We start from the raw sequence: 12905 nt of genomic DNA on the forward strand, positions 1-12905 counted from the left end.
GATCGAATTACCTCTTAACCAATACCTTCACAGCGCCCCGCTAGGATGGCGCGGGAGATAGTCATGCTCGCAGCTATTGCAGATCGAATTCGCTCCAAGTCCTACGAACTTCCGCTGTCCCGCGACTACGTCCGCCACTGGGGCCTGAAAGAGGCCATCCGGGAGCTGGTACAGAACGCCCTGGATAGCGAGTCGCCATTTGAATATGCCTTCGCCGATGGCCAGTTGTTCATCACCAGCCGGTTTGCCAGACTTGAAGCCAGCACCCTGGTACTGGGCAGCACTTCCAAGGCTGACCGCTCCGACGCCATCGGCAGTTTCGGCGAGGGTTACAAGATCGCCCTGCTGGTGCTGACCCGCAACGGCTACGACGTGAAGGTCTGGAACGGCAACAAGCAGTGGGTGCCTGAGTTCCGGCACAGCGACCAGTTCGACGCCGAAGTGTTGTGCATCAACGAAACCCCAGCCCACCGGCAAAATCAGGGCGTTGAATTCGTCGTATCAGGCCTCACCAAGGACGATGAAGCAGAAACTCGCGGCATGTGCCTCCGTATGCAGCCGCCGATGAGCGATGTCATCGGCACCAAGTACGGACACATCCTTCCTTCCCGGCCCGGCAAGCTCTACGTCGGCACGCTCTTCGTGTGCGACACCGATCTGACCTACGGCTACGACATCCTCCCCGAGCACCTGCAGCTTGAGCGTGACCGCCAAACGGTTAGCGGGTGGGACCTGAAACAGGTATCGAAAAACGCCTGGATCGACACCGGGCGCCTGGATGAGGTAGCGGAAAAGATCGAGGCAGGCATTCCTGACGTTGAATATGTCGAGTACGGCAGCACCGAGCTTGTGCGCGAGGCCTGCTACAGGTTGTTCCAGCAGAAGCACCCCGGCGCTATTGCCGTTCAATCCCAGGAAGAGCTGAACAACCTAGTCAAACAGGGAATGACCAATACCGTAGTGGTAAGCCGGACCTTCCACTCTCAGGTTTCAAACTCGACCTCATACAAGCAGCAGGTCTCCCACGTCGTTGCCATCCAGACGCCCAAAGCTGCCCTGGAAGAATGGTATCGCGACAACAAAAAATACATGAGCAGGCTGCCGGCGGCTTCCTTCAAGGAGCTGCTCAAGCGTGCTGACGGCTGGAGGAATAAGTGATGCCTGAGAACACTAGGATATGGGATCAGGTCGATACGACCGATCCTGATGCAACGAAAAAATTCACAGGAGCGGGCGGCTTCAAGGGTACCGCCATCAAGCCGACGTATTTGATGCGCAAAGCCACTGAGATCTTTGGTCCGTGCGGCGAGGGATGGGGCTGGAGCGTCCTTGAAGATCGGTTTGACGAAGGCGCCCCACTCCAGGCACCTACCAAAGAATGGCCTGAAGCACCGCTGATCTGCGCGAAGCTGCACACCATAAAAATCGAGCTCTGGTATCTCGGCAAGGCTGGACAGAAATGCACTGTCCAGCATTACGGCCACACACCTTTTGTCCACCTACAGCAGGGAAAAATCCTGACCGATTGGGAGGCAGCGAAGAAATCGCTGACTGATGCAATCGGCAAATGCCTGCAACCACTCGGCTTCGCCGCTGACATCTACATGGGCATGTTTGACGATCCGACCTACGTCGACACCATCACCGAAGAATTCAAGATCGAGAAGGCTGAAGACAAAGACGCCGAAATTTTGCGCCAAAAACAGGAGCGCATTGACTGGCTCGCCTCGGCTGTCGAGACCATCGGCAAGGCGGTAACCGCCTATGAGCTGAAAACACTGAACGTCAAATACATTCGTGAGGCAACCCGCCGTAACGAGCCGGCTTTCATCGCGCGGATCACCCGGGCGTTCGAAGAGCGCAAAACCACCCTGGAAAAATCGACTGAGGACGCAGCATGACTCAACTCTACGCACTGACCGGCAAGCTCGCCGAACTCCAGGCCATGGCTGACACCGACGATGAGGGCCTGAAAGAGGCCTTGCAACACGCCATGGACGAAGTGCAAGGCGACTTCAACGACAAGGCCGACAACATCGTCATGTTGCGCCGGAACATTGAAAGCGACGTGACGGCCATCGAAACCGAAATTGAGCGCTTGGCCGAGCTGAAACGGATCAAGTCCAACAGCGTGTCGCAGATCAGTGACTACCTGCGCCGCAACATGGAGGCCGCCAACATCAAGTCGATCAAGCGCCCGCTCTTCACTATCACCCTGGCACTGGGCAGTGAGCGAGTGATCGTAGACAACGAAGATGCAGTGCCAGACGAATTGACGTCGGTGAAATCAAGCATCACCCCGGACAAAAAGGCCATCGCCGCAAAGCTCAAAGAAATCCGCGAGCATAACGAGACCGTCCGCAAGCGCATGGCCGCCGGCGAGGATGCCGAACACGATCTGCTCGAAGAGCCGAAATGGGCTCACCTGGAGCGCGGCGACAGTTCAATCAGAATTAAGTGAGGCCGCCATGATCAGTAACTACCTCAGCCTGGTAGAGCAACAACGCCAGCACGCCGACTCAATATCGGAACGCACCGCGCAGTTCCTGGCCGCTGGCGGTGCCGTGGCGCACTTGCCAAGCCCGCCGCGCAACCCGCTGCCGCCGAAGCGCTCCGCGAAGATTGATCCCGAAACCATCCTCAAGCGCCGCAAGCCTCCTATTTCAAGGGCCGAGCGTAATGCGCTGCGCAAACTCGCGGAGGCGTTATGAGCAAGAAGCGAAAGCCGCATAACCTGCAGGTACGCATCGCCAGGTCATGCCGCTCACTGCTGGCATCCAATCACGTCGCCGTGGTGAACATCGACCCCAGTGGCCGCCAGGGCATGATCAATTACAAGTCGCTGAAGAGCATCGCGCCGGGGAAGATTGGCCAGGCCGTCTGCGGCATCCCCCACCGCTGGACGATCTACCTGAGCGCGCTTTGCATAGACGCCCGCGGCGACCGCTACAGCAAATCGGTGGAGGTAGCGCCCGATGGCGTTTACCTCTCCGACCACCTGGAAGACGTGATCGAGCATTGCTACAAGAAGCTGCGCGACGAGGCCAACCAAAGCCAGATGGTGGCTTCGGGCTGGATCGCGATTCCCGAAGCGATGTCGCTGGACGAGGCACATGCCGCGCGGATCTTCGAAGCGGTCGGCGCTTGGCACCAGGTGAAGGTCGACTCATGCGCCGCGTAGCCCGAATCCAGCAACGCAAACGTCAAACCTGGCTCGCACTGCCGGCCAGCGGAATAGAAGAGGTAGGCCATGGCCAAATCAGTACAGGAACGGTCGGCCAAAGCTGCGCAGAAGCGCCTGGCTGTCGCAGAGAAGGAATTGCGGCACAAGGTCAGGCCAGGCATCGAGCAGGCCATGGAGCGTATTCGGCTGCGCGGCCATGTGCCGATCATCAGCGAAGCCCTGCAGATCGCCATCATGAGGATGGACTTGATGGGCGACGACGAGCTAGCTGCGTTCTTGAGTTACCCGCGCCACGAAATCGTGATCAGCGAAAACGTGGCGCGTGAATTTCACAATCAAAGCTTGGCCGAGTTGAAGCGCGATCCAGGCGACGAGAATGTCGCTCCGGATTTAAATTTGGAGGGAGCGGAAGGATTTTAACCCTCTGCGGAACTGTCCGGCAGCTGCATTACTCGTCCAACTCTTAACAATTGAATATCGATCGCTCCCAGCGCCGCCCCGCCCCATCCAAATGCTGCTGTTATAGCCATCAAAATTACTCCTAGATCGATATGGTAAATAAGTGGGATTCCATCAAGTAATGGAAAACCGCCCAACGTCACTAGGCTCGATGCAATAAACAAATAGCTTAAGAGTTTTTCTTTCACGCGAGCTGTTAGCCCGTGCTCAAGAGAAATCGCCGCTAAGCGATCACTGTAGTGGTCGCGATCTTACACCCAGACACCATCGTTATCAAATTGCCACCACCGGTCACCGGAGGGCGGCGCCTGACTGAGGTAAACGAAATGCCTGTACGCCATAGCGCAATCCACAAGATCGACAAGAAGCCAGACGGCAGCCCAGCAGTTCTGCACCTGGCGTCCGCTGAGCAGGTTGAAAGCCAGACTCGCGACGATCTGATGCAGCAGTTCAACGAAAACTACAACGCTACCCCTGGCAAGGGATGGGGTTTCTTTCACCATGAGTCGGGCGCCCACCCGTTCAGCGGCTGGCTCGCCAAGTACCTGGCCGGCGGATTCGACTTCTTCAACTTCAGCGTCACCGCCGCCGATCACCTGACCAAACTTGTGGAAGAGTCGAACCTCACCACCGGCGGGCACGCCCTCTTCTGCCACTACCAGCAAGGCCTGACCGAGTATCTGGTGATCGCCCTGGTGCAGGAAACCCAAGCGGTGACCATGACCGAAGAGCTGCACCTGATGACTGTGAAGCGGCTGGACCTCGACCACATCCGCCTGGCCGCGCGCATCAACATCAGCGAGTGGCAGAACAACCCGCAGTCGAAGCAGTACATCTCGTACCTCAAGGGCAAGCAGGGTCGGAGGATCAACGAGTACTTCCGCGACTTCATCGGCTGCCAGGAAGGAATCGACGGCCCGGGCGAAACACGCACACTGCTGAAGGCGTTCAGCGACTTTGTTGAAAGCGAGGATCTTCCAGAAGAGTCGGCACGCGAGAAGACCCAGGCTCTGGTCAGCTACTCCATGGCTCAGGCCAAGCTGGGCAAGCCGATCACCCTTGGCGAGCTGTCGGAGTTGATTGACGAAGATCAACCGAAGAACTTCTACGACTTCATCAAGGCGAAGGACTATGGGCTTTCTGAGACCCTGCCGCCTGACAAGAAGACCCTCAACAAATTCAGGCGTTTCACCGGCCGCGCCGAGGGTATGTCGATCAGCTTCGAAGCGCACCTGCTGGGCGACAAAATCAAGTTTGACGAGGAAGGCGGCACGCTGACGCTGCGAAACCTGCCGACGCAGCTCAGCGATCAGCTCAAGCGGGCAATTGTCTAACGGCTAACGGGAAAGCAGTCGCGACAGCTTGAGCGGTTCGCTAAGACAGGTGTAGAGGCCTGACCGGTACGCAGACTACCGATCTTTCGGGTAATTTCTTACAACCGCCTCAAGCGCTGCCAGTAGATGACGACGCAGGTAGACCCGTTTTTCTCCGTAGTAGACAGCGATATCGTCCGCGAAGTCGGATCCGAGTTTCACCCCATTAAGATCAAAAGCTGAAGGCATGAGGCCTGAGATGACGTTGAAGGTGAACTTTCCAAGCCCTTCATACAGATGCTCACCGCTTCCGATATGACACGCCGCATTCCGGCACTCTCTAACCAGGTCGCTGACATCTTTAATTTTTTCAGTAATCTGCACGTGATCGGTAAACGTGATCGGCATTCCATCCTTTCTAGATTTGCCCAGCAGGTCGTTCAGGTTGATGAGCAGGGTAACAACAGCGGGCTCGAATAATGGGCTTTGAGTTCCGTCATAAGAAAATATCCCTGAATTGAAGAGCTTCTCGCACTTTTGAATCGATGTACGAATGTCACTGTTTCGAAGCCATGCAGAAAAATTCTGATCCTCACCAGCCATTACCAGCTCCTTGATCCGGCTCCATGCCGGTCACCCGTAATACCCCATATCAACGAAATCTGCCACCTCAGCTGCTCGGAAGCAGGATCGTGCCAACCACTACCGATACTAATGCTTCGATTCAAGGAGAGCCTTGCAGGACTCTACTAGGTCTGGCGCAAGCTCACGCAATTTAACAATTTCGGAAATACGCTCATAGGGATCTATATGACGCCCATTTTCTAGAATAAATATTATTGATGTTAGGGACGTTCTCAATATGTGAATTTGGACATTGCGCGCCGGATTTAGGTCGTCATCAAAATTAGCATTTAACCGATTGATAATTCGGCTGAATGCAACAGACACGATTTGGTCGGCCAATCCTGAATTATCTTCTTGTGCAGGTTCAACGACATTTAAAAGCGTGTCGCAATATTCCTTGGCGATCAGATACAACCTTCCTGCTTGTGCCAACGACCTCTGGGAAGCGTCCTCCTTCTCCCTTTTAATTTGGTTTCTGGCTTGGCTGCTGGCAATCAACATCGCCACGAGAATCGCTGCAATAGCCCCAAATGCCTGCACCCAAGACGCCAACCCTGGGTGAAGCTCGACCCAGCACAAGAAATCTTCCCAAATCGCAAAAAAATCCATAACCCACTCCCCTGTAGATCCCGGAACTATACCGGCGAGGATCACCTATGTCCGCACAACAGAAGAAACACCCCTTCGATTTCAAAACCCAATACGGACTCGGCTTCAACCCTCAGGACGATGAGATCGTTGTCGACTTCTTCTGCGGTGGTGGCGGTGCCGGTACCGGCCTGGAGATTGGCCTGGGCCGCGCGGTGAATGTGGCGAAGAACCACAGCCCTCAGGCGATCAGCATGCACACCGTGAATCACCCTGGCGCCCAACACTTCACCACCGACGTGTTCGAGGGTGATCCGGACACCGAATGCGGCGGCAAGGCCGTGGGCTGGTTCCACATGTCCCCGGACTGCACGCACCACAGCCAGGCGGCCGGCGGCCAACCGCGCAAGCGCGAGATCCGCAACCTGTCGTGGATCGGCTTGAAGTGGGGAGGCAAGAAGCGGCCACGGGTGATCAGTCTGGAGAACGTGAAGCAGATCCTGCAGTGGGGCCGGCTGATCGCCAAGCGCGACAAGGCCACCGGCCGCGTTGTTACCCTTGACCAGATTCCGCACCCAACCAAGAAGGGAGCGACCACCAACCGAGTGGCGTCGCCAGGCGAGCAGGTGCCGGTTTCCAACCAGTTCTTGGTGCCTGACCCGAAGCAGCGCGGCCGCACTTGGCGCCGTTTCGTAGCCCTGCTGGAAGGCATGGGCTATGTCGCTGAATGGAAGGTGATCAGGGCCTGCGACTTCGGCGCGCCAACCAGCCGGGAACGCCTGTTCATGATCGCCCGGTGCGATGGGCAGCCGATCGTGTGGCCGGAGCCTACCCACGCGAAAAACCCGGTCAAGGGCCAGCAGAAGTGGAAAACAGCCGCTGACTGCATCGACTTCACCGACCTGGGCAAAAGCATCTTCGGCCGCAAGAAAGACCTGGCCCCGGCTACCCTGCGCCGCGTCGCCAAGGGTATGAAGAAGTTCGTCATCGACAGCGCGACGCCGTTCATTGTGCCGATCGCCAATTGGTCGGGGGAGGCTGTGCAGTCTGCCGCCGAGCCATTGCGCACCATCACCTCCTACCCGAAGGGTGGTGCCTTCTCGGTGGTCAGCCCGGTTATCGCACCGGCAACTCACCAGGGCAGCGACAGGATCAACGACCCGCTCGAGCCGCTGCCGACGGTGACCTGCGCGAATCGCGGCGAGCTGACGCTAATCAGTCCAGTGATGGTTGGGGCCGGTGGGCCGGTGTACGCCGGGCACCCGGTATCAGCAGACCAGCCGATCGGCACACTCATGACTCGCAGTCACCGTGCGGTTGCATCGGCCTGCATCGTCCAGGCCGGGCACGGCGAAGGTTCTGGCGCAAACAAACGCCGCTCCCATGGGGTGAACGATATATGCGGGCCGATCGGCACCGTTACAGCCAGCGGCGGCGGCCAGTCCATCAGCACCGCGGTGATGATTCAGGCCAACGGCGGATTCAACACCACGCACGCCAAGGACATGCGCGAGCCGATGACCACGGTGACCAACACCGGCAGTCAGCAGCAGTTGGCAGTGGCGAACCTGGTCCACTTGCGCGGCAACTGTGATGCGCGCGACTTGAAAGACCCGCTGCACACCGTCAGCGCCGGCGGCCAGCACCACGGGTTGGTCAGCGCATTCATGGAGCGGGCATTCGGCGGAAGTGTTGGCCAGGGCCTGGACGATCCGGCGCCGACCATTACCGCCGGTGGCGGCGGCAAGAGTTCACTGGTGTCGCTCACCCTCTCGCCAGAGCATGAAGCGGGCGCCCTTCGCGTCGCCGCCTTCCTGATCAGCTACTACGGCACCGAGAACATCAGCGCTTGCGATGCGCCCGCGCCTACCATCACCACCAAGGACCGCCTGGCCATGGTCACCGTAATGGTCCAGGGCACGCCCTACGTGATCGTCGACATCTGCTTGCGGATGCTGAAACCCACGGAGCTGTACAAGGCTCAGGGCTTCCCGGCCGACTACATCATCAGCCACGGGGCCGACGGCAAGCCGTTCACCAAGACTCAACAGGTGCATATGTGCGGCAACAGCGTCAGCCCGCCGCCGATGGCCGCGCTGGCACGGGCCAATGACCCGTGGCGAGCGTATGAGCGTCAGACAGTTGCGGCTTAAACGCGCTCAGCAATCAGCCTGGTCCCCACCTCACGCCCAGCCAACTGCGCCAGGCCACGGTCTACATAGGTTCGGTCACCCGCAACAACCGGCACTACCACTTCACCACCACGCTTTATCTCGACGTTGATGCGCCAGGTCTCCCGGCCTTCCTCGTCCTTGTCGCATTCCATGTAGTTCCAAACCTGAAAGCCTTCGATCTCATCGTAAATATCGTGCTTGGTCATGGTCCAGCCCATTTATAGGAAGGGGCCATCGTAGCTCAAAGCCAGCCCATACGGCTGAGCATGTCGATCACGCGAAGGATAGCCATGGCTAAGCCAGCCAGCGCCGCAGTTAATTGAATTCCAAGAATGTAGCCTTTCATTGAGACAAGTCTCCACAAAATGAGAGAAGCGTTGGCTCTCTACCATTATATGCGGCTTCAAAACTCCTACCCCTCCACCGCCCGGGCATGGCCCGGCAAGGACTCCCCATGCCTACAAAAAACAAAATCGCATTGCCACTGCAGGTAGAGCGCTCGACAGTCATAAAGCTGGTCATCACCGGCGCGCCGCGGCTGGATCCGATCACCGTCTTCCTCGAGGACTTCGGCCGGCGCGACTGCCCGACCGAATCCGATCCGAACTACCAGACCGCCCAGGGCAAGATCACCATCAACTGCTGGGACAACAGTTGGAATGCGTACTGGGGTGGTATGGGCCCGCGGACCGTCGCCGAGTTCGTCACGAACTGCGGTTGGGACTATGTGCTGAATTGCCTGGATCGCGGGATCAGCCCAACAGTGTTCAGCGGAGACGCGCTGCACGCACTGGCCAAGAAGTGCATCGTGCAGCGCCGCCGGCAACAGACCGGGCGCCACGAATGGGAGCTGGGCGAGCTGAGCAAGAGCGAGGCCCGCGAGCTTTGGCACGACATCGACTCATTGCGCAGTATCGAGAACCCGAACGAATGCTGGCACCAGAGCAGATTGTTGACCGAGCTATTCGGTGAGGAATGGCACTACCCGCTCGACGGCAAGGCTGTCGAAGAAAACCACAAGTTCACGTACCTGCGCCGGATTGTAGAGGCAGTGCAACAGGCGCTGCGCCAGGAGCAACAGGACGGCATGACGGCATGACGGTTGTGAGTCCTCATAATCGGGTAACTAAATGCTGTCCCCACAGCCCTTCAAATTAGTAATCTGAATCTGAATTTGCTTTAAATAACCTTCTAAAGGGCTATATTCTGGAAGCTTAATAGCTGGCGCTGGATCCCAGCCTTTCAAAGCCTCATCCCGACAGCATTGAACAATTGCCCTGGCAGCAATAACGCAATCGATAACAGCTGTAGTTGGCATGGACATAAGATCAATAGCACTCAAATCACGCAAAGCGCCTTCGACCCTTCTGAGTGCCTTTTTTATCTCTGTTGGGGACTTCAGCGTTACAGGGCGGTAATAGTTTCTTAGCTCGTGGTTAAGAGATCTGATAGTGCCAGCTGCTTCAAGGCAGCGCTCCTCCACAGCGCGAATCACAACCTTTTCTCTTGCGCGAATATTATTTTTGGTAAAGCGGCGATCTGCCGAAGCAATGTAAGTCGCTCCGAATATTGCAGCCACCGAGCCGACTACCTGGGCCCAACCTGCTGCCTCGTTTGGAAGCCATCCCGTTTTACTGAAGTAACCGATTGATCCAACGACTACCCATAGAGCCGATCCTCCCACAACCAGCAGCCACACTGCCCATAAAGTTCGCTCAACAATCCCGTTCAATTGCATATCAAGACTCCAATTCCATGTCGGCACTTTGCCTGATCGCGTAGCCTGAATTCAATCAAGGCACGGCAAATCGACGCAACACCAACTAACCCCTCCCCCTTCAAAGTCAGCCGCTATAGCGGCAAGGACGAAGTCATGCCTGAAGAAACTACAATCAGCCTCAATCGCTCGGCGCGGGATGTCGTCGCCGAACGCCAACGCCAGGTTTCAGCCGAGGGTTATTCGCTGCTCCGCGATGACCTTTACGTGAAAGGCGAGCTCGCCGAAGCCGGCGCGACCTACGCAAGTCTTGCGGGAAAGCCGACCACGCGCAGTACGGCATGGCCCTGGAAGCAGGAGACGTGCAAGCCAAGCGCTGATCGGCGTCGCGACATGGTCAAGGCAGCAGCCCTGCTCCTGGCAGAGATTGAGCGCTTGGATCGAATCGGCCTGATAAATCACCGACTGGTGCGGCGGGACGAAAACGGAATGTTCCAACACCCCGACATGCCTGACTTCGAAGAGGGTGACGACGACAAGTGCAAAGCCTGGATCGCCGAGCAAGGCCTGGCCGTGGCAATGGTGAGCCTCGAGTACGCCGACGAGGCGGTTGCTGATCGCTATTTCAAGTCAGGCGACCCGGACTGCAGCTACTGGGAGCCTGAGCGCCCTGATGGTGAAGGCTGGTTCTGCTTGGCCATCCATGACACCGACGACGGCCCGGTCTGCTGGTGGGCGCGCCGCGAGGTGACGCCATGATCGCAACGAAACTCACCCTGATCTTGCTGGCCGCACTGCTGTACCTGGTCGGCACCGGTTACTGGTTCGCCTGGCTCGGGCCTGACCTGCTCAGCACCGGCACCACCGAGGCATTGCTCGGCGCATTCGCCGGCACCTGTGCCTGGATGCTGATCACCTTCGGCCTAGTCATCCACATCATCAAGACAGCGCGGCCCACAGCGGGCGGCGGGAGGTAATTATGCAGGCAGAAATCCTGTCGGACGATGAGCTCGCCGACCTAACAGGCTACAAACACCGCGCCCACCAGCGGAAGTGGCTCAAAGACCGCAACTGGGTCTACATCGAAAGCCGTGGTGGTCGCCCCCTGGTGGGTCGGATGTTTGCCCGCATGAAACTGGGCATGGTCAGCCCCACCCTCGTCGACAACAATCCGCCGCCGGCACGACCGGCTTGGACGCCAGACTTTTCCAGAGTGAACTGATATGCGCCCCCGCAAGACAGAAAACAGGGACTTACCGCCAGGAATGGTGCGGCGCAAGCGCCCGCGCAAGAACGGTACGGTGTGGGTGGGTTATTACTACAGGGACGCGAACGGCAAAGAGCTTTCGCTGGGAGGCGATCTCGATAAAGCCAGACTCAAATGGGCAGAACTTGAGTCCATGGCAAAGCCGGCAGACCTGAAGATCATGAAGGGGATTTTTGACAGGTACGAGCGGGACATCATCCCGAAGAAAGCGCCGCGGACGCAGAAAGACAACAAGGCAGAGCTCAAGCACCTGCGCAAAGGGTTCGAGGCAGCGCCCATCGATGCAATCACCCCCTCCATGGTTGCACAGTACCGGGACGCCAGGACGGCGAAGACCAGAGCAAACAGAGAGATCGCCCTGCTCTCCCACGTCTACAACATGGCGCGAGAATGGGGCTTTACGGATCGGGAAAATCCTTGCGCCGGTGTCAGAAAGAATAAAGAGAAGGTCCGCGACTACTACGCCAATGAAATGGTTTGGAGCGCCGTCTATGGAAAAGCCCCACAAGAACTTAGGGACGCGATGGACTTGGCGTATCTGACAGGCCAGCGCCCGGCAGACGTGATCGCAATGAGGCGGGGGGATATCGAAGGGGATTACTTAACCGTGCAGCAGGGAAAAACAGGCAAGCGCCTAAGGATTCAAATGCAGGCAGGCGGCGTGAAGAACACCCTCGGCCTGCTCATTGAGGACATCATGGCCAGAAACAGTCAGCACAACTCGCAGCACTTCATCCTCAGCAGGACGGGGATGCGCGTGTCTCAACAAATGCTGCGTAACCGGTGGGATGACGCCCGAGAAGCTGCTCGCTCCTTGGCCGCCAGTGAGGGACGAGTTGATGACGCGGAGAAGATCCAACAGTTTCAGTTCAAGGATATCCGACCGAAGGCGGCATCCGAAATTACAGATATCGCAGACGCCAGCCTCCTCCTCGGGCACTCGGAACAGGAGATCACCAAGCGCGTGTACCGTCGCATCGGTGCGGTCGCGCAACCTTCAAAATGAGCTAGTTTCGGAACTCCACCCCCTAAAGTTTCGGAACTCCAGCACTTTCCCACAGACAATAAAAAACCCCATAGACGCTAATCTACGGGGTTTCTAAGAGTGGAGGCCGAGGTCGGAATCGAACCGGCGTAGGCGGATTTGCAATCCGCTGCATAACCATTTTGCTACTCGGCCTCAAACGATCAATGCCCTGGTTGCTGGCACTCACCGCATACAAACTTGAGTGGGCTATGTGAAGCGCGCCTCTACTCTAACTCATTGAATACATTGAAGTTTTTATTGCTTCATTGCGTTCGATGGGCGCCATTATGTACTCATTTGCTTTTGCCTGCAACCCCTTGATTTCAAAAAATATTCTGCCTTGGCATCAAGGGCTTGCGTGTTTGCCCTATGCCTTGATGACCTGCGATTGGTACTGCGGATCGGCCTTGATCTGCGCTTCGGTGATGGGCAGCGGGCGGAGGTTTTTCTCGGAGAATGCGCGTGTTTGGTCCTTTGCATATTTCGATGCGGGGTTGCTGGACAAGGGAGAATGTCAGCACGCTTTGGGCCTGCCTCACACCAGGACGC

The 12905-nt window shown here is 57.4% G+C and carries 18 protein-coding genes, 1 tRNA gene and 1 pseudogene; 13 read left to right on the forward strand and 7 right to left on the reverse strand.

Going from position 1 to position 12905, the window contains the following annotated elements:
- Window positions 1–63 precede the first annotated feature (63 nt).
- From J2Y83_RS14405 to J2Y83_RS14430, 6 genes are all read left to right on the forward strand, one after another.
- On the forward strand, window positions 64–1158 hold the full coding sequence (locus J2Y83_RS14405) for a hypothetical protein (protein WP_253396170.1): 1095 nt from the start codon (window positions 64–66) through the stop codon (window positions 1156–1158).
- Window positions 1158–1901 carry a hypothetical protein gene (locus tag J2Y83_RS14410; RefSeq protein WP_253396172.1) on the forward strand — a complete coding sequence of 248 codons (744 nt, stop codon included), beginning with the start codon at window positions 1158–1160 and terminating at the stop codon, window positions 1899–1901. The genes J2Y83_RS14405 and J2Y83_RS14410 overlap by 1 nt, the downstream gene beginning before the upstream one ends.
- Complete coding sequence (locus J2Y83_RS14415) at window positions 1898–2461, forward strand: siphovirus Gp157 family protein (protein WP_253396173.1); 564 nt, start codon at window positions 1898–1900, stop codon at window positions 2459–2461. The genes J2Y83_RS14410 and J2Y83_RS14415 overlap by 4 nt, the downstream gene beginning before the upstream one ends.
- A 7-nt stretch (window positions 2462–2468) precedes the next feature.
- Window positions 2469–2711: a hypothetical protein gene (locus J2Y83_RS14420; RefSeq protein ID WP_253396175.1), complete on the forward strand. Its 243-nt coding sequence runs from the start codon at window positions 2469–2471 to the stop codon at window positions 2709–2711.
- Entirely contained in the window at window positions 2708–3181 is a 474-nt protein-coding gene (locus J2Y83_RS14425; protein ID WP_253396177.1) for a hypothetical protein, read from the forward strand. Before J2Y83_RS14420 ends, J2Y83_RS14425 begins: the two co-directional genes overlap by 4 nt.
- A gap of 69 nt (window positions 3182–3250) precedes the next feature.
- Window positions 3251–3604, forward strand: coding sequence for a hypothetical protein (locus tag J2Y83_RS14430; RefSeq protein ID WP_253396179.1), 354 nt, complete (start codon window positions 3251–3253; stop codon window positions 3602–3604).
- On the opposite strand, the gene J2Y83_RS14435 is transcribed toward J2Y83_RS14430, so the two are convergent.
- Window positions 3601–3831 carry a hypothetical protein gene (locus J2Y83_RS14435; protein WP_253396180.1) on the reverse strand — a complete coding sequence of 77 codons (231 nt, stop codon included), beginning with the start codon at window positions 3829–3831 and terminating at the stop codon, window positions 3601–3603. The genes J2Y83_RS14430 and J2Y83_RS14435 overlap by 4 nt on opposite strands.
- A 138-nt stretch (window positions 3832–3969) precedes the next feature.
- On the opposite strand from J2Y83_RS14435, the gene yejK reads away from it, so the two are divergent.
- Window positions 3970–4977 carry a nucleoid-associated protein YejK gene (gene yejK / locus J2Y83_RS14440; RefSeq protein WP_253396181.1) on the forward strand — a complete coding sequence of 336 codons (1008 nt, stop codon included), beginning with the start codon at window positions 3970–3972 and terminating at the stop codon, window positions 4975–4977.
- A gap of 75 nt (window positions 4978–5052) precedes the next feature.
- Here yejK and J2Y83_RS14445 read toward each other — a convergent pair whose 3' ends face one another.
- On the reverse strand, window positions 5053–5559 hold the full coding sequence (locus J2Y83_RS14445; protein ID WP_253396182.1) for a hypothetical protein: 507 nt from the start codon (window positions 5557–5559) through the stop codon (window positions 5053–5055).
- A 108-nt stretch (window positions 5560–5667) separates the two neighbouring features.
- Window positions 5668–6192, reverse strand: a complete 525-nt coding sequence (locus J2Y83_RS14450; protein WP_253396183.1) for a hypothetical protein — start codon at window positions 6190–6192, stop codon at window positions 5668–5670.
- A gap of 47 nt (window positions 6193–6239) precedes the next feature.
- On the opposite strand from J2Y83_RS14450, the gene J2Y83_RS14455 reads away from it, so the two are divergent.
- Window positions 6240–8324 carry a DNA cytosine methyltransferase gene (locus J2Y83_RS14455; RefSeq protein WP_253396185.1) on the forward strand — a complete coding sequence of 695 codons (2085 nt, stop codon included), beginning with the start codon at window positions 6240–6242 and terminating at the stop codon, window positions 8322–8324.
- Here J2Y83_RS14455 and J2Y83_RS14460 read toward each other — a convergent pair.
- The gene (locus J2Y83_RS14460; RefSeq protein WP_253396186.1) at window positions 8321–8551 is read right to left on the reverse strand and encodes a hypothetical protein; all 231 of its coding nucleotides are present in this window, start codon (window positions 8549–8551) and stop codon (window positions 8321–8323) included. The genes J2Y83_RS14455 and J2Y83_RS14460 overlap by 4 nt on opposite strands.
- A 248-nt stretch (window positions 8552–8799) precedes the next feature.
- On the opposite strand from J2Y83_RS14460, the gene J2Y83_RS14465 reads away from it, so the two are divergent.
- Entirely contained in the window at window positions 8800–9444 is a 645-nt protein-coding gene (locus J2Y83_RS14465) for a hypothetical protein (RefSeq protein WP_253396187.1), read from the forward strand.
- A 27-nt stretch (window positions 9445–9471) separates the two neighbouring features.
- On the opposite strand, the gene J2Y83_RS14470 is transcribed toward J2Y83_RS14465, so the two are convergent.
- Window positions 9472–10083, reverse strand: coding sequence for a hypothetical protein (locus J2Y83_RS14470; RefSeq protein ID WP_253396188.1), 612 nt, complete (start codon window positions 10081–10083; stop codon window positions 9472–9474).
- A gap of 468 nt (window positions 10084–10551) precedes the next feature.
- On the opposite strand from J2Y83_RS14470, the gene J2Y83_RS14475 reads away from it, so the two are divergent.
- From J2Y83_RS14475 to J2Y83_RS14490, 4 genes are read left to right on the forward strand one after another with little or no spacing between them, the layout of a single operon-like run.
- On the forward strand, window positions 10552–10821 hold the full coding sequence (locus tag J2Y83_RS14475) for a hypothetical protein (protein WP_253400394.1): 270 nt from the start codon (window positions 10552–10554) through the stop codon (window positions 10819–10821).
- Window positions 10818–11039 (forward strand): hypothetical protein, encoded by a 222-nt coding sequence (locus J2Y83_RS14480; RefSeq protein ID WP_253396189.1) that lies wholly within the window; start codon window positions 10818–10820, stop codon window positions 11037–11039. Before J2Y83_RS14475 ends, J2Y83_RS14480 begins: the two co-directional genes overlap by 4 nt.
- A 2-nt stretch (window positions 11040–11041) precedes the next feature.
- Window positions 11042–11284: a DUF4224 domain-containing protein gene (locus J2Y83_RS14485; protein ID WP_253396190.1), complete on the forward strand. Its 243-nt coding sequence runs from the start codon at window positions 11042–11044 to the stop codon at window positions 11282–11284.
- A gap of 1 nt (window position 11285) precedes the next feature.
- On the forward strand, window positions 11286–12335 hold the full coding sequence (locus tag J2Y83_RS14490; protein WP_253396192.1) for a tyrosine-type recombinase/integrase: 1050 nt from the start codon (window positions 11286–11288) through the stop codon (window positions 12333–12335).
- Window positions 12336–12435: 100 nt separating this feature from the next.
- Here the strand turns inward: J2Y83_RS14490 and J2Y83_RS14495 are convergent.
- A tRNA-Cys gene (locus J2Y83_RS14495) sits at window positions 12436–12509 on the reverse strand.
- 214 nt (window positions 12510–12723) lie between these two features.
- Window positions 12724–12886: pseudogene (locus J2Y83_RS29685) on the reverse strand (penicillin acylase family protein); the annotation flags it as partial.
- Window positions 12887–12905: the final 19 nt, after the last annotated feature.

The sequence above is a fragment of the Pseudomonas marginalis genome (assembly GCF_024169655.1).
Lineage (GTDB): Bacteria > Pseudomonadota > Gammaproteobacteria > Pseudomonadales > Pseudomonadaceae > Aquipseudomonas > Aquipseudomonas paraveronii.